The organism is Aliiroseovarius sp. xm-d-517 (assembly GCF_013283135.1).
Lineage (GTDB): Bacteria > Pseudomonadota > Alphaproteobacteria > Rhodobacterales > Rhodobacteraceae > Aliiroseovarius > Aliiroseovarius crassostreae.
In genome coordinates, this window is the sequence record NZ_WBXT01000001.1 from 2,297,110 (window position 1) to 2,313,311 (window position 16,202).

Here is a 16,202-nt window from a genome sequence, read left to right on the forward strand (position 1 = left end):
AAAAAGGAGGCCGAAATGGCAGTTTTAGAACATGTGAATGTCACCGTTAGCGACCCGAAAGCCACCGCCGCCTGGTTGGGGGCTGTCTTTGGGTGGAAAATCCGCTGGCAGGGGGACGCGATGTCGGGCGGATACACCGCGCATGTGGGCGACGAGGGGTCCTATGTGGCGCTCTACACGCCCAATATGGAGATGAAGGATCCGCAGCATTCCTATACAACCCGCGCGGGGCTGAACCATGTGGGTGTTGTTGTGGACGACATCGACGCGACCGAGGCACGGGTGAAGGCCGCAGGATTTGTGCCCCATAATCACGCCGATTACGAACCGGGTAAGCGGTTCTATTTCGACGACCATGATGGCGTGGAATGGGAAGTGGTATCCTATGCGTGATGAAATGGGGGGCGGGGGAAACTCGCCCCTGTTCCCCATATGTTTCTCGGTGTAGGGTGGCCCCGAACGCGCGAAACCGGAGGATAACATGAGCTTCACCCTGGCCACCTGGAACATCAACTCGGTCCGCCTGCGCGAACCGATTGTGCTGAAGCTGCTCAAGGAAGAAGCGCCGGATGTGCTGTGCCTGCAGGAATGCAAAAGCCCGGTCGACAAGATCCCGATGGAGGGGTTTCGTGCGCTGGGATACGAGCACATGGTGGCGCGGGGGCAGAAAGGCTATAACGGTGTCGCGATCCTGTCGCGCCTGCCGATGGTCGAGGCAGGCAGCTTTGACTTTGCCGATCTGGGGCACGCGCGCCATATTGCGGGGCAGCTGGAAAACGGGGTCACGATCCACAATTTCTATGTCCCGGCGGGCGGCGATGTGCCGGATCGCGAGGTGAACGAGAAATTTGGCCAGAAGCTCGATTATCTCACAGGGATGCGGGATCATTTTCTCAAGGAGAAGCCGGGCAAGTCGATCCTTGTGGGGGATCTGAACATCGCCCCGCGGGAAGATGACGTCTGGTCGCATAAGCAGCTTTTGAAAGTGGTCAGCCATACACCGGTTGAGGTTGAGGCGCTGGGCGAGGTGCAGGAGGCCGCGGGCTGGGTGGATGTGACCCGGCAGGATATTCCCGAAGGGCAGCTTTATTCCTGGTGGTCCTATCGGGCGCGGGACTGGGACGCGGCGGATAAAGGGCGCAGGCTGGATCACGTCTGGGCCACATCGGATATTTCCAATGCCGGGCATGGATCGCGGGTTTTGCGGGATGCACGTGGCTGGGAGAAGCCGTCGGATCACGCACCTGTTTTTGCGAGTTTTGACCTGTAAGGGGCGCTGCCCCTCGCCTCTTCGAGGCTCACCCCGAGGTATTTTCAGCAAGAAAAAAGCCCGGTTCCGGGGGTGGCCCTTGCATGGCGTGTGGGGTTGCGCCATCTAAGGGGCAACGCAAGACCGTTTATCGGAACATAAGGATGCATCGTCATGGAACTTGACCTCGGCCAAACTGCCGCCCCCGCTGCTGATCTGATCAAGGACAGTTCCGAAGCCACTTTCATGCAGGACGTGATTGAGGCCTCGAAAGAGGTGCCGGTGATTGTTGATTTCTGGGCGCCCTGGTGCGGGCCGTGCAAGCAGCTGGGGCCGGCTTTGGAAGCGGCTGTGACGGCTGCCAAGGGTCGGGTGCGGATGATCAAGATCAACGTGGATGAGAACCAGATGATCGCCGGGCAATTGCGGGTGCAGTCTATTCCGACGGTATATGCGTTCTGGCAGGGCCAGCCTGCGGATGGGTTTCAGGGCGCCTTGCCGCCGAGCGAGGTCGCGGCGTTTGTGAACCGGGTGGCTGATCTTGGCGGGGATGGCGGTCTTTCCGAAGCGATTGCGGCGGCGGAGGAGATGCTGGAGGTGGGCGCTGTGGAAGATGCGGCCCAGACCTTTGCGGCAATCCTTGAGGAGGATCCGAACTCGGCCGCTGCGTTTGGTGGGCTGGCGCGGGCGCAGATTGCCCTTGGCCAGTTGGATCAGGCGGAGGCGGTGTTGAATGGCGCCCCGGCCGAGATTTCATCGGCCCCAGACATCGAAGCGGTGCGGGCGCAGATTGAACTGGCCCGGCAGGCTGAGGATGCGGGGCCGGTGGCTGAGCTGCGGGCGCGGGTGGAGGCCAATGATGATGATCACCAGGCGCGGTTTGATCTGGCGGTGGCGTTGAGTGCGTCGGGGGACAGCGCGGCGGCTGTGGCCGAGCTTTTGGAGCTTTTCCGCCGTGATCGTGACTGGAATGAGGGCGCGGCCAAAGCCCAGCTGCTGACAATTTTCGAAGCGCTTGCCGCAAATGATCCCGTGGCCCTGAACGGGCGGCGCAAACTGGCGTCAATGATCTTGGTGTAATCGGATCCGCGGGGTAGGGTAGGGTATGATCACCGCTGCTGACCTGCCCGATACCGTGCCGATCTTCCCGCTTGCGGGGGCGCTTTTGCTGCCGCGCGGTCGTCTTCCCCTGCATATTTTCGAGCCACGCTATCTGGCGATGTTTGAGGATGCGCTGAAGACGCGGGAGAGGTTGATTGGCATGGTCCAGCCGCAGGGCGAGGCGCTGCACGGGATTGGTTGTGCCGGGCGGATCACATCGTTTACCGAAACCGAAGACGGGCGATACATGGTGACGCTGACCGGGGTATCGCGGTTTCGTCTGATTGGGGTGCAGGACGGGTTCACCCCCTACAAACATGCGCGCGTCAATTGGACCTGTTTTGATCGCGATCTTGGGAAGCCTGAACGGGACCCCCGGATGAAGCGCCCCGCTTTTCTGGATCTTCTGGCGCGCTATTTTGCGCTGGAAGAGTTGCAATCGGACTGGGAAAGTCTGAAAGAGGCGGAAGATGAGTTGCTGATCAACGCCCTGGCCACGCTTTGCCCGTTTGGCCCCGAAGACAAACAGGCGCTTCTTGAGGCACCATCACTGACCACTCGCCGTGAGACCCTCGAGGCGCTAATGGAAATTGCCCTGCGCAGCAGGGAAGGAGATGAGACCCTGCAATGACTGATCAGAAATCCGCCCCCCAGGTTGACCGCCACATGATCGAAGCGCTGGTCTGCCCGGTCACTCAGACCACGCTGAGCTATGACGCCGAGGCACAGGAGCTGATCTCCAAAGCTGCCAAAATCGCCTTTCCGATCCGTGATGGGATCCCGGTGATGCTGGTGGATGAGGCGCGTAAACTGGAGGGGTGAGCCGCGTGCCACTTCCCGCCCCCGGCTGAAAACGTCACCGGGTGCCATACCGGGCGCCATGGCATTTTGCGCAGGCGCCCGGCGGAAAGTTGTCACCCTGCAAGCGGGGCGTTGTTGATCGCACTGACCTCTTCCATAATGTCAAACACATGATCCGAGGTCACTTTGATCCCGATGCCCTCCAGGCGCTTCATATGCATGGCCTTGTAGGTTTCCAGATCATCGCGGGTGCGAAACAAGTAGGTGGACCCGTAGTGATTTGTGCCCTCTTCGGCGGTCCAGATCTTCCAGATGATGCCCGGTTCTTCGGCAATGCTTTCAGCAAGCTGTTTGGTGCCTTGCAGAAACTCGTTGGTGATCGGACCGTCATAGGTCATGTGCAGGTCCCAGATTTTCAACATACTCATGTTCTTGTTCCTTGATGGGGGTTGGGATTATTTGTTCTTGCCAAGCTGCACGAAGCTCAGAACAGCGAGCAGCGCAAAGAAGGCAGGGTCCGACCAGCCGAACCCGGTGAAAATACCGGTAAAGCCCGCGTAAAGCGTGATGATGACGCCCAGCAGGTTGGTCCAGATCAGGCCGGTCAGGATCGACCGTGCGGCGGAGCTGCTGTTTTCGACATGGCGAAACAGGAAGCTGATGATGCCGATCCCGCCCAGGAAGATTGAGTTATGCTGGGATAGGAAGACGGCATATTGGTCATTCAGCTGCACACCATAATTTGGCCACAGGAGGGTCGGGCCAAAGAATAGTGCAAGCGCGAAAAACATGTAGATCACGCCATGTGCGGTCAGGAAGGTTTTGTTGGTCATGGTTTGTCTTTCTCGGATTGAGGCAGCTTTTTACGAAGCTGGTTGAGCACCCTGATTGCCTGTCGCTTGTCCTGGGCGTTGATGCCCGCGAACACCTGCTCCAGGGCGCGGTTGTGGGTCGGCATAAACTCTGCCACTTTTTCATGTCCCGCCGGGGTCAGGCGCAAAACCCGCGCCCGCCTGTCGTTTTCATCGACGGTTTTTTCCACCCATCCGGCCTGGATCAGGTTCTTGACGACCACATCCAGATTGCCGGACGTTGAAAGCGTCAGGCGCATCAGGTCATTGATCGACAGGGGCCCCTTGTTGCTGAGCGTTTCCAGGGCGTCCCATTGCGGGGCCGTCAGGCCGCCGGAACGAAACACGGGACCCATCGCACGCATGAACAATTGCTGACTGCGCAGCAACGCCAGAACCAGGGTTTGGTTTTCTCGTATGTGTTTCTCGTTTGTCATGACGGATATTTACCCCTAACTAGGGATAAATTCAAGAGATGGGGCTGAAAATTTTTCTTACCCCTGCTTGAGAGGGTGTTAAATCTTTGTAATCTATGAGTATTTTAGGGCTTAATTCGCAAGGTGCCCCAAGGGGGTAGGGTCAGATCTGCCGCCCCTGCAACAGTTTTGGCAGATCTCCGGTCAACCCCGCCGCCTCGCGGATGAAACCACGGCGCAGGCCGGGGAAGGCGTTGACCACCCCCAGTCCGATGTCGCGGGTGGCGCGCAGGATCGGGTTGTCGTTTGAAAAGAGCCGGTTGGTCAGCTCGGTTGCGCCCACCATCTGCATCACGTCCCAGCGCCGCCATTGCTGATACCGTTCCAGAACGTCGATCCGGCCAATGTCTTCGCCACGGCGCTTCGCCAGCGCCAGCACTTCCGCCAGCGTCGCCACGTCCTTCAACCCCGCATTCAGGCCCTGCCCGGCAATCGGGTGCATCCCATGTGCCGCGTCTCCCACCAGTGCCAGACGGTCAGACACAAATGCCTCGGCCACGGTCAAGTTCAAGGGATAGGTGAAGCGTTTCCCGGCCAGTCCGATCTCACCCAGGAACGATCCAAAGCGCGGGCGCAGCTCGTCCAGATAGCCCGCGTCATCCAGCCCCTGAATGCGCGCGGCTTCCGCGTGGCTTTCGGTCCAGACGATCGAGCTTTGATTGCCCGGCAGCGGCAGGATGGCCAGAGGGCCGGGGGGCATGAAAAACTGATGTGCCGCGCCATTATGGGGCAGCGCGTGGTCCACGGCGCAGACCAGCGAGGTCTGACCGTAATCATGCCCCCAGCGTTTGATCCCCGCCCGCTCGCATGTGCCCGAGCGCCGCCCGTCACAGCCCACCACAATCTGCCCGGTGAGTGTCTTACCCGACCCGAGCGTCAGCGTGACAGAGGCCGACCCCACCTCTTGCGCCACCACAGTTTCCTGATCAATCAGGGTGATCTTGGGATGCGCTTCGACCGCGTCCAGAAAGGCGCGGGACAGAAACCGGTCCTCGACCATATAGCCCATCGGGCCTTCGTCGATCTCGGCATGGTCAAATTCCAGCACAAACGGGCCGGGGCCTTCGCCCGCGCGCCCGTCCGAGATGCGGATATCCAGAAGCGGCTGGGAATGCGGGGCCACCTTGGGCCAGACGCCAATCGCCGAAAGCAGGCGTTGCGAGGCGAGCGCCAGCGCATAGCCGCGCCCGTCAAAATCATCCGCCCCCCGCGTGCCCTTGGGCATTGCGTCCACGATGGTGACGTCAAAGCCGCAATCCGCCAGCGCCAGCCCCAGCGCCGGGCCATTCAGCCCGCCACCCACGATCAGAATATCAGCATCCAGTTTCATGCCCCCTTTCTCGCGCGATTACGGGGGATTGTCCATGTGCGATCCTGCCGCTACCGTCCCTGCGGATATGAGGAGAATGTCATGAGCCGTGCGTGGTTGAAAATGTCTGTGGGGGATCTGGGGCGCGGTATTGGCGCGGGGCAGATCGACCCGGTGGATCTGGCTGGCAGCTATTTTGAGGCAATCCGCGCGCACCCTTTTGCCGACCGGATCTATGCCCGCCTGACCGAGGAGCGTGCGATGGCCGAGGCGAAGGCGGCCAGCCTGCGCGCCAGGTCTGGCCAGCGTCTGGGGTTGGTTGATGGCGTGCCGGTGTCGTGGAAAGACCTGTTTGACACGGCGGGGGTCGCGACTGAGGCGGGCTCTGCGCTCCTGAAAAACCGCATCCCGACCGAGGATGCCGAGGTCTTGAAAAACGCCACCGCACAGGGGCTGGTCTGCCTCGGCAAAACCCATATGAGCGAGCTGGCTTTCTCGGGTCTGGGCCTCAACCCGGTCACGGCCACCTCACCTTGCGTGAATGACCCGGACGCCGTGTCGGGCGGGTCCTCGTCCGGTGCGGCCACCTCGGTCGCCTTTGATCTGGCCCCTTGCGGGATCGGGTCGGACACCGGCGGGTCGGTGCGGATCCCGTCTGCGTGGAACGATCTGGTCGGGCTGAAAACCACCTCTGGCCGCCTGTCCCTGAAGGGCGTGGTGCCGCTGGTCAAAAGTTTCGACACGGTGGGCCCGCTTTGCCGCACTGTGGAAGACGCCGCTTTGATGCTGGCCGCGCTTGAAGGCGGCAGGCAAGCTGACCTGCGCGGGGCCACGCTTTCCGGCGTCCGGCTCATGGTCTTGGAAAACGGGCTGGACAATGCCCGCGACGCCCCGCGCGCGGGCTTTGAAACCGCAATCGGGCGGCTGCGCGACCATGGCGCCGACATCACCCGCGCCCATCTGCCGGTGGTGGAAGAGGCGCTGGCCCTGTCCGGCGTGCTGTTCACCACCGAAGCCTACGGCACCTGGAAAGACCAGATCGAAGCGCAGCCCGACCTGATGTTTCCCGAAATCCGTGACCGGTTCCGGGCGGGCGGACAGTTTTCGGGGGTGGAGTTTGTGCAGGCCTGGCAGGCGCTCGATCAGATGCGCACGCAGTTCCTCGCGCAAACCGCAGGCTTTGACGCCGTGGTCCTGCCCACCTCAACCATCCTGCCGCCCAACATGCAGCGCCTGCTGACCGATAGTGAGTATTACGTCGAGGAAAACCTCTGGGCGCTCAGAAACACCCGTATCGGCAACCTGGTGGGATCCAGCGGGCTGACGCTCCCCACCGGCCTGCCCTCAACCGGCATCATGCTCCTGGGGGAACCAATGGCAGAAGAACGCCTGCTGCGGTTGGGCGCTGCGGCGGAAAAGGCGCTGGGGTAGGGACGGATGGGATCACCAGAAGAAAAGACAGTTCACTGCAATCTGCATGGCCCGTCAAATCCGGCCTATGCGTGCTCTCACTCTCTAACCTCATTGCACGACGGGCGTAAGAGAGGGCTGGTATTTGTTCGCGATGAAGACGGGCAATACAACGGATGGTGTGAGGAATGTGACAAATTTCTCATGAACCATGGTGAAGAATGGAATGATGAGACCGAAGCATTTGCCAAGATAGGCCTGCTTTGCGAGTTCTGTTTTGAACGGCTCATCGAGATGAACAAAACGTCATAAGAGCGGATATTGGCGGGTCCCTGGCGCACGACCGCCCCGCCTCGCGCTGCCACCTTTGTGCCAACACTCTCCCTCCCCCACTGACCAAAAAACCACACCTTCCTGTCGCAACGCGCGAAAATAATGGGGTTTTTCTGGACCGCGGCAAATTTGCGGCCTATTGTGGATAAAAACGGGGCGACATGATCCCGATATCTGAGGCAGAAAAAAGACGTTCCAAATGACGTTTCCCGAGCGGTATTCCGGCTTGCCAGCCTATGCATTCCCGCGCCTGCGCGCGCTTCTGGATCACCTCGATCCGGGGGGCGATCCTGTGCATATGACCATTGGCGAACCCAAACACGCCTTCCCCGATTGGGTGATGGGCATCATCAATGAACACGCCGATGAATTTGGGCGCTACCCGACCAATGAGGGCACGCCCGAACTGCTCTCGGCCATCTCGGGCTTTCTGAAACGCCGCTATGGCGTGGACATGCCCGAGGGGCAGATCATGGCCCTGAACGGCACCCGCGAAGGGTTGCACAACGCGCTTCTGGCGCTCTGTCCCGAGGAAACCTCGCGCGGGCAGCAGCCGATTGTGCTGACGCCGAACCCGTTTTATCAGGTCTATGCCGTGGCCGCGCGCAGCATCGGGGCGGAGCCGATGTTCGTGCACGCAACCGAGGCCACCGGCCATCTGCCGGATTACACCAGCCTGCCGCCCGAGGTGCTGAACCGGGTCGAAGTGGCCTATATCTGCTCGCCCGCCAACCCGCAGGGCGCGGTGGCGGACCGCGATTACTGGGCCAATCTGATCCAGCTGGCGGAAAAGTTCGATTTCAAGATTTTCGCGGATGAATGTTATTCCGAGATCTACCGTGACACACCACCCGCCGGTGCCATGGCCGTGGCGCAGGAAGGGGGGGCGGATCCTGAAAGGGTGACGATTTTCCATTCCCTTTCAAAGCGTTCCAACCTGCCGGGGCTGCGTTCGGGGTTTGTCGCCTCCGGGCCGGAAAGCATCGCGCGGATGCGCCGCCTGCGCAATTATGCGGGCGCGCCGATCCCGCTGCCCCTTCAGCGCGTGTCGGAACGGGCATGGTCGGATGACGTGCATGTGGCCGAGAACCGCGCGCTGTATCAGGAGAAATATACCATCGCGGATGAGGTGTTTTCCGGTGTGCCCGGATACATGTCGCCCGAGGCGGGGTTCTTCCTCTGGTTGCCGGTCGAGGATGGAGAGGCCGCCGCCGTGAAGCTTTGGCAAGAGACCGGCGTGCGGGTCCTGCCCGGCGCATATCTGTCGCGCGACGTGGACGGGTTCAACCCCGGCAAAGGCTATATTCGGGCCGCGATGGTGGCCCCAAAAGAAGAAATGCGGCGCGGGCTGATCCAGCTTCGTGACTGTCTCTATACGTGAGGTTTGGCGAAATGGCGTTTCAGGCGAAGCAACGGAATCCGATCTTTGACAGCACCACCCAGGCGGTGATCGAAAAGCGTGGCAAGGAACTGATCGGCATCGGGTTGATGGTGGCCGGGATTGTCATCGCCTTTATCCTGGGCAGCTACTCGCCCGAGGATCCGGGCTGGATGTCCGCAACCGATGCGCCTGCGAAAAATGCGCTGGGGCTGGTGGGGGCGTTCATCGCCTCACCGCTGTCGGTGATTTCTGGTCTGGGCGCCTGGGTTCTGCCGGTGATCCTCGTGGTTTGGGGGGGGCGTTTTGCGTTCCACATGGGCAGCGAGCGGGCCGTTTCGCGGGGGATTTTCGCCCCGATTGCCGTCGCGGTTGCTGCTGTTTACGCCTCAACCCTGGTGCCGGGGCCTGAGTGGACCCACAGCTTCGGATTGGGTGGTCTGTTTGGGGATACGGTTCTGGGCGCGTTCCTGGCGGCCCTGCCGGTCACCACCGGGGTTGGGCTGAAGCTGATGTCAATTGTGTCCGCATGCGCTACGCTGGTGGTGCTGGGCTATGCGCTGGGTCTGAACAAGGCTGAGGCAAGCCGGATTGGCCACTTCCTGCTGTTTGGCCTGATCATGAGCTACGCCGGCGTGATGTCGCTCTTGGGCCGTGGTGCCAAAGGGGCCGCAAAAGGTGCCGCCGTGGGGGCATCGGTGACGGCAAAGGGGCTCTACGCGCGCCATCAGGCTCGCAAAATGGCCCGCGCCGAAGAACGCGGGCACGCCGAAGCGGCAGAAGACAGCCTGATTGATGAGGAAGATTTCGCCGCCCCGCCGCCGCTGCGGGCCGCACGGGTGCGCCGCCCTGAAACCCATATGCAACCGGCCCATGTTGAGCCGCCGATGAGCGCAACTGCGCTGTCGCAGGACCCGGATCTGCTGATGGCGGCCCCCGCGCCGGAACCGGTGCAGAAACCCGGCCTTCTGGCTGCAATCATGCGCCGTGCGCAGCCGACACCCCCGCCGGAACTGGTGGAGAACCCCGCCTTTGAAGGCGAGATCCCTGAAGGTCTGGGCGGAGAGGATCGCATCAAGGCCAAGGTGGCCAATGCGCTGAAAAACCGCGCCCGCCATGCCCCGATCCCCCATGCCCCCGGTGCCATGCGCAATGAGCCGCCGCTGGAACGCGCCGTGGCGCGCCACCGTCGCAAGCCGGACCCGATGATCCTGGACACCACGCCCGAAGCCCCGATGGTTGAGGCCCCGCTGATGGATGATCCCATGGCGGATCATGAGATGATGCCGATGCCGTATGACACCCTGTCCGATGTCATGCCCGCGCCGGTCCCTGCCGCCATTCCTGTCGCCCCCGCCCCGCATATGACCGAGGAAGAGGACGATCTGGTTGTGGAAAACCTGATGGATGCACCGGCGGAAATTCCGCGCGTCTATACCCCGCCCCAGGCCGGGTTCTCGACGCCCGCCAAAAAAGTGGTTCAGCACAATACCCGCAAACCCGCACAACCCTCGACCCAGGCCAAGGCCGAAGCCCAGCCCAGCCTGAAATTCGACGACAATCGCCCGGCATTCGAAGTTCCGCCACTGGGCCTGCTCACCGATCCGGTCACCATCGACCGCCATCACCTGTCTGACGAGGCGCTGGAAGAAAACGCGCGGATGCTGGAAACGGTGCTGGATGATTATGGCGTCAAAGGTGAGATCGTTTCGGTCCGTCCCGGCCCCGTGGTCACCATGTATGAGCTGGAACCCGCGCCGGGCCTCAAGGCCAGCCGTGTGATTGGCCTGGCTGACGATATCGCGCGCTCGATGTCCGCGCTCTCGGCCCGTGTGTCCACCGTGCCGGGTCGCTCGGTGATCGGTATCGAACTCCCGAATGACAACCGCGAAAAAGTGGTCCTGCGTGAGATCCTCTCGACCCGTGATTTCGGGGACGCCAACATGCGTCTGCCGCTGGCGCTGGGCAAGGATATCGGCGGTGACCCCATTGTCGCGAACCTCGCCAAAATGCCCCACCTCCTGATTGCAGGCACCACCGGGTCCGGTAAATCTGTGGCGATCAACACGATGATCCTGTCGCTGCTTTACCGCCTGACACCGGAAGAATGCCGGATGATCATGATCGACCCGAAGATGCTGGAACTGTCCGTCTATGACGGCATCCCGCACCTCCTCTCCCCCGTTGTGACCGACCCGAAAAAGGCCGTGGTTGCGCTCAAATGGGTGGTGGGCGAGATGGAAGATCGCTACCGCAAGATGTCCAAGATGGGTGTGCGCAATATCGAAGGCTACAACTCGCGCGTTGCCGACACGCTGGCCAAAGGCGAGATGTTCGAGCGCACAGTGCAGACCGGTTTTGACGATGATACCGGCGAACCGATTTTTGAGACCGAGGAATTCGCGCCGCAGAAAATCCCCTATATCGTGGTGATCGTCGACGAAATGGCCGACCTGATGATGGTCGCGGGTAAGGAAATCGAGGCGTGTATTCAACGGCTTGCGCAGATGGCGCGGGCATCCGGCATCCACCTGATCATGGCCACGCAACGCCCATCGGTCGACGTGATCACCGGTACGATCAAGGCCAACTTCCCCACCCGGATTTCGTTCCAGGTGACGTCCAAGGTGGACAGTCGCACCATTCTGGGGGAACAGGGCGCTGAGCAGCTTCTGGGGATGGGTGACATGCTCTACATGGCGGGCGGTGCGCGCATCACCCGCGTGCATGGGCCATTTGTGTCGGATGAAGAGGTCGAGGAAATCGTGACCTATCTGAAATCCTATGGCCCACCTGACTATATCGGTGGCGTGATTGACGGCCCGGATGACGACAAGGCCTACAATATCGATGCGGTGCTGGGGCTGAACACGGGCGGTAACACGACCGGCGAAGATGCGCTTTATGATCAGGCGGTGGCGATTGTGATCAAGGATCGCAAATGCTCGACCTCTTACATCCAGCGCAAACTGGGCATCGGATACAACAAGGCCGCGCGTCTGGTTGAACAGATGGAGGACGAAGGTCTGGTGTCGGCGTCCAACCATGTGGGCAAGCGCGAGATTCTGATCCCGGAGCAGCAATAACGGATCGTTCAAAAACAACTAAAAATTAATCTAAAGCGCCGAGCGTAGGGGGCGACAAAGACCCCCGCGACTCGCGTCGCGCATTCCTGAGGCAGAGACATGATTCAAAGACGTTACACCAGCGATCGCATGAGCAAGATCGTCAAACATAAAGGGGTGGTTTACCTCTGTGGCCAGGTCGGCAATCCCGGCGACAGCGTGGCGGACCAGACCCGCGAATGCCTGCAACGGGTTGAGGCGCTGCTGGAAGAGGCAGGATCGTCGACCAAACAGATGCTGCAGGCGATCATCTGGCTGGATGATATGAAAGATTTCGACGAGATGAATGCGGTCTGGGACAATTGGGTGCCTAAGGGCCACGCGCCCGCGCGCGCCTGCGGATCGGCCCATCTTGCCAGCCCGGATCTCAAGGTTGAGGTGATCATCACCGCCGCTTACGACGAGTGATCTTTTGCGCCGTGGCCCCCTTTGCCGCGGCGCAAAACTTTAAAGTTCCGAAATTTCACCGTCAGAAACTTTAAACTTTGCCTTTTGAAGAGCTTAAAAACCTTAAAGTTTTACGGGGCTGGGGTCACATTCCGGTTGTATCCGAATTCCCCCGGTGATGACGTGGCATGACACGCGCATGTTATCGCCTATCACGCGAGGTTCGGGGTTAAATCCTCTGTGGAAAAGGGGCAAACTGGTCCCGAACAGAAGGTAGGATGTATGAACGCTTTTCGTATGATGATTGCCGCCGCCGGGGTGATGCTCAGCGCGGCACCCGCTCTGGCCGAGAAACTCTCGCTGAAGGAAATCTCAAGCTATCTCAATGGGTTGCAGACCGCCAAGGCGCAATTTACCCAGTTGAATGGTGATGGGACATTGTCCACCGGGACGTTTTATATCAAGCGGCCAGGGAAGGCCCGGTTTGAATATAACCCGCCGGAAAAGGCTCTTGTCGTTGTGGGAAGTCAGCAAGTTGCTGTTTTTGATGGGAAATCCAATGCTGGACCGTCGCAATATCCGCTCAGCCGCACACCGCTGTCCGTGATCCTCGCCAAGACGGTTGACCTGTCGCGCGCCAAAATGGTGACGGGGCACAGCTATGACGGCACCGCCACGACCATCACCGCACAGGACCCGGACAACCCGCAATATGGCAATATCAAACTGATGTTCACCTCCAGCCCGACAGAGCTGCGTCAATGGATCATCACCGACGACAGCGGCACTGAAACGACAGTGATACTTGGGGAGTTGAACAAGGGGGGCGATCTGCCCAATAAGCTGTTTTCAATCAATCAAGAGATCAGAAAAAGACAATAAATCAATGGATTACCGGCCCCTTTCCGATTTGGATGGGGCCGGAGATGCCTTAACGGCGGCAACCCGCCAGCTGCGAGCGATACATGTAAGAGCGGTCCTGAACACGGTTCGCCACGTTCAAAAGCCAGCTCTTCCCATTATGGCTACCGCGCAGATATCCGGTGCGCCCTTCGTGATAGGCCAGATACTGCCCACGCGCATCCGACAGGGGAATCCCGGTCACCTGCGTGGTCTCGGTCATGTACCAGCCCATGAAATCCGTGGCATCGCGAATGTCCGTGCGCTTGGCGCCGCGCCCCCCTTCTGTCCGCTGATATTCCTTCCAGGTGGCATCCAGAGCCTGCGCATAGCCATAGGCCGAGCTCTGCCGTCCCATTGGCAAGACGCCCAGAACATATTTCACCGGGGTGCGGGCATCGGCCACGAATTTTGATTCCTGATGGATCACGGCCATCTGCACATGCACCGGAACCCCCCATTTTCGCTGGGCTTTTTTCATCGCCCGATAAATTTTGGGCTTTTGTTTGATAATGCTGCACGCGTTGTCCAGATTGCGTGGTGCCTTTGATCCGCCGCCGCCACAGGCTGCGAGGACGCCTAAAACAAGGCCGCTGATGACTACGGTGCGAAGAAAGCTGCTCATCTGCCTAACTCGCTATTGTTTGTTATTGGTCCCAGCATACACGGTTTGCAAGGGCTTGAAAACGGACCAACTGATCACAAATGAGGGGGGCGAGAGATGATGCGTAAGACGGCTCGAAGGAGAGGCGGAAAGTTGCTACCTGCTGAAGAAGGACAATTTGTTTCTAATATTTCCGGCCTCCATGCATGGACGCTCGGGTGTTAACGCGGTAGTAACGGATGTAGGGGCTAAAAGATGTTGAAGACACACGCGAAATATCACTTGGGCCAAATTGTGCGCCACCGCAAACATCCGTTTCGCGGGGTGATTTTTGATGTCGACGCCATGTTTTCGAATACCGAGGAGTGGTATGACGCCATCCCCGAGGACAGCCGCCCCTCAAAAGATCAGCCCTTCTATCATCTGCTCGCCGAAAACGATCAGAGCTATTATGTGGCTTACGTATCCGAACAGAACCTGATTGCGGATTATTCCGGAGAGCCGGTGAGCCACCCTGATCTGCCTGATATGTTCGGTGAATTTGAGGACGGGCAATACCCGCTGCATTTTCAACTGAACTGATCATAAATCCCTTTGTTTTCAATCAGTAACCAATAGCGCACCCATCTTTTCGATGATCTGATGCCCCCATCAGGACGCCTCTTTGATGGTCGATCCGAATGGCCTGTCCACCACCGATCGGGACCTCTGGGATTTCAACACGGTGTCCCATTTCAACCAATCTGGCGGCCACGCTGTCCGGATAAGCCCGCTCCAGCTTCAATATGTTTCCATCGGCAAATGCCCGCGGACCATCAATGGCGGACTGAATATCCATGCCGTAATCCACCAGATTGCTGAGGAAACGGGCATGTCCCGTGGGCTGGTATGCCCCCCCCATGACACCAAAGGGCAGAATGACTTTCCCATGCTGGCGAATCATCCCCGGGATAATCGTGTGCATCGGTCGCTTTTCACCATCAGCTTCGTTCGGATGACCGGGGATCAGGTTGAAGCCTGCGCCCCGGTTTTGAAACAGAATGCCGAATTTATCTGATGCCAATCCGGATCCGAAGCTGTGGAAAATCGAATAGATCAGCGAAACAGACATCAGGTTCTGATCGACCACCGTGAGGTAAACCGTATCTTTGTGAACCGCCTCTGAAATCTTAGCGGTTGAGTGCATAGCCTTTGTTGGGTGAATGCGCGCGGCAAGTTTTTCTGCGGTCTCGGTGGATATCATGTGGTCCAGCCGTGTGGACAGGGATGGGTCGGCGATGAAACGGTCTCTGGCGTCATAGGCCAGCTTTGCCACTTCGGCCTCAATATGGATGCGGGCCGCACCTTCCGCGCGCAGATCCGGAAGATTGAAACACTCCAGCATCTTGGCCATGAGAATCGCGGTTGCACCTTGCCCATTCGGGGGGTGCTCAACCAACTCAGTTCCCTTGTAGAAACCGGAAATCGGATCTGTATAGAAACTTGCCGTTTTGGCAAAATCTTGCATCTCGTGGGCTCCCCCGAGCGCGCGCAGGCTGTCCACCATATCTTGCGCCACCTCGCCGGTGTAGAAACCTTCCCGTCCATGTTGCGCAATACGGCGCAAAACGGCGGCCTGCTTTGGGGCGCGAAAAAGGTCGCCGGGCAAGGGCGCGTGCCCGGATTTGAGATAAAAGCTCGCGGCGGCCCCCCGCAAAATATTGCTGCGGGCGGCGATGCCCCAGTCGAACGCTACCCGTGGGGCCACCGGGATACCTTGTTCGGCGTAATGGATTGCGGGGGCAAGGATCTGCTCAAGCCCGAGCTTACCCCAATCTGCGGACAGGCGGCAAAAGGCGTCGATGGCGCCCGGAATAGTGACGGATTGGGCATCACGCAGGGGCATGGCCTTGTGGCCTGACTGACGCAAGGTTTCTGCCTTCAAACCCGCTGGCGCCTTGCCTGAGCCGTTCAGGGCAATGACCTCGTCAGAATTTGGGGGAGACAAAAGTGCGAAACAGTCGCCACCGATTCCCGCCATGGCGGGTTCGCAGATCCCCAGTAGAAAAGCTGCGGCCAAGGCTGCGTCCACCGCATTTCCCCCGGCTTTCAAGATGTCGAGTGCTGTCTGGGCCGCAAGAGGGTGGGATGTTGCACAGATCGCGTTGGGGGCAAAAACAGGGGAGCGTCCTGGCAAATGAAAATCGCGCAAGTTCAAACCTCAACACGGTTGATGATGGGAGGATAGCGTGATCTTACTGATCATTGTCGGGATTTCAAACCGTCCTGACGCTGCGCG

The 16,202-nt window shown here is 59.7% G+C and carries 17 protein-coding genes; 11 read left to right on the plus strand and 6 right to left on the minus strand.

Translation table 11 applies throughout. From position 1 onward, the window contains the following. Positions 1–15 precede the first annotated feature (15 nt). From XMD517_RS11120 to XMD517_RS11140, 5 genes are all read left to right on the plus strand, one after another. Entirely contained in the window at positions 16–393 is a 378-nt protein-coding gene (locus XMD517_RS11120; RefSeq protein WP_173488248.1) for a VOC family protein, read from the plus strand. Positions 394–481: 88 nt separating this feature from the next. Further along, a complete protein-coding gene (locus XMD517_RS11125) occupies positions 482–1,270 on the plus strand; it encodes an exodeoxyribonuclease III (RefSeq protein ID WP_173488249.1) in 789 nt (262 codons plus the stop codon). Between the two features lie 153 nt (positions 1,271–1,423). Then, positions 1,424–2,329, plus strand: coding sequence for a co-chaperone YbbN (locus XMD517_RS11130; protein WP_173488250.1), 906 nt, complete (start codon positions 1,424–1,426; stop codon positions 2,327–2,329). A 25-nt stretch (positions 2,330–2,354) separates the two neighbouring features. Next, positions 2,355–2,981, plus strand: a complete 627-nt coding sequence (locus XMD517_RS11135) for an LON peptidase substrate-binding domain-containing protein (RefSeq protein WP_173488251.1) — start codon at positions 2,355–2,357, stop codon at positions 2,979–2,981. Beyond that, on the plus strand, positions 2,978–3,172 hold the full coding sequence (locus tag XMD517_RS11140; RefSeq protein ID WP_055192973.1) for a Trm112 family protein: 195 nt from the start codon (positions 2,978–2,980) through the stop codon (positions 3,170–3,172). The genes XMD517_RS11135 and XMD517_RS11140 overlap by 4 nt, the downstream gene beginning before the upstream one ends. Positions 3,173–3,264: 92 nt before the next feature. On the opposite strand, the gene XMD517_RS11145 is transcribed toward XMD517_RS11140, so the two are convergent. From XMD517_RS11145 to XMD517_RS11160, 4 genes are all read right to left on the minus strand, one after another. Then, a complete protein-coding gene (locus XMD517_RS11145; protein ID WP_173488252.1) occupies positions 3,265–3,579 on the minus strand; it encodes a monooxygenase in 315 nt (104 codons plus the stop codon). Between the two features lie 27 nt (positions 3,580–3,606). Next, a complete protein-coding gene (locus XMD517_RS11150; protein WP_173488253.1) occupies positions 3,607–3,984 on the minus strand; it encodes a hypothetical protein in 378 nt (125 codons plus the stop codon). Continuing rightward, on the minus strand, positions 3,981–4,439 hold the full coding sequence (locus tag XMD517_RS11155) for a MarR family winged helix-turn-helix transcriptional regulator (RefSeq protein ID WP_173488254.1): 459 nt from the start codon (positions 4,437–4,439) through the stop codon (positions 3,981–3,983). The genes XMD517_RS11150 and XMD517_RS11155 overlap by 4 nt, the downstream gene beginning before the upstream one ends. A gap of 142 nt (positions 4,440–4,581) precedes the next feature. Beyond that, positions 4,582–5,808, minus strand: coding sequence for an FAD-dependent monooxygenase (locus XMD517_RS11160; protein WP_173488255.1), 1,227 nt, complete (start codon positions 5,806–5,808; stop codon positions 4,582–4,584). An 81-nt stretch (positions 5,809–5,889) separates the two neighbouring features. Here XMD517_RS11160 and XMD517_RS11165 point away from each other — a divergent pair, with 81 nt between their 5' ends. The 5 genes from XMD517_RS11165 (at position 5,890) to XMD517_RS11185 (ending at position 13,302) form a co-directional block, all read left to right on the plus strand. Further along, positions 5,890–7,218, plus strand: a complete 1,329-nt coding sequence (locus tag XMD517_RS11165) for an amidase (RefSeq protein ID WP_173488256.1) — start codon at positions 5,890–5,892, stop codon at positions 7,216–7,218. A gap of 511 nt (positions 7,219–7,729) precedes the next feature. Then, positions 7,730–8,911 (plus strand): aminotransferase class I/II-fold pyridoxal phosphate-dependent enzyme, encoded by a 1,182-nt coding sequence (locus tag XMD517_RS11170; protein ID WP_173488257.1) that lies wholly within the window; start codon positions 7,730–7,732, stop codon positions 8,909–8,911. Positions 8,912–8,922: 11 nt separating this feature from the next. Then, positions 8,923–11,994 carry a DNA translocase FtsK gene (locus XMD517_RS11175; RefSeq protein WP_173488258.1) on the plus strand — a complete coding sequence of 1,024 codons (3,072 nt, stop codon included), beginning with the start codon at positions 8,923–8,925 and terminating at the stop codon, positions 11,992–11,994. A 99-nt stretch (positions 11,995–12,093) separates the two neighbouring features. After that, positions 12,094–12,441: a RidA family protein gene (locus tag XMD517_RS11180; protein ID WP_173488259.1), complete on the plus strand. Its 348-nt coding sequence runs from the start codon at positions 12,094–12,096 to the stop codon at positions 12,439–12,441. Positions 12,442–12,702: 261 nt separating this feature from the next. Beyond that, positions 12,703–13,302 (plus strand): outer membrane lipoprotein carrier protein LolA, encoded by a 600-nt coding sequence (locus XMD517_RS11185; RefSeq protein ID WP_173488260.1) that lies wholly within the window; start codon positions 12,703–12,705, stop codon positions 13,300–13,302. 49 nt (positions 13,303–13,351) lie between these two features. Here XMD517_RS11185 and XMD517_RS11190 read toward each other — a convergent pair whose 3' ends face one another. Then, positions 13,352–13,945 (minus strand): transglycosylase SLT domain-containing protein, encoded by a 594-nt coding sequence (locus tag XMD517_RS11190; RefSeq protein WP_173488261.1) that lies wholly within the window; start codon positions 13,943–13,945, stop codon positions 13,352–13,354. A 234-nt stretch (positions 13,946–14,179) separates the two neighbouring features. Here XMD517_RS11190 and hspQ point away from each other — a divergent pair, with 234 nt between their 5' ends. Then, entirely contained in the window at positions 14,180–14,506 is a 327-nt protein-coding gene (gene hspQ / locus XMD517_RS11195; RefSeq protein ID WP_055192984.1) for a heat shock protein HspQ, read from the plus strand. 22 nt (positions 14,507–14,528) lie between these two features. Here the strand turns inward: hspQ and XMD517_RS11200 are convergent, their stop codons facing one another. Next, complete coding sequence (locus XMD517_RS11200) at positions 14,529–16,115, minus strand: gamma-glutamyltransferase family protein (protein WP_173488262.1); 1,587 nt, start codon at positions 16,113–16,115, stop codon at positions 14,529–14,531. Between the last annotated feature and the right edge of the window lie 87 nt (positions 16,116–16,202).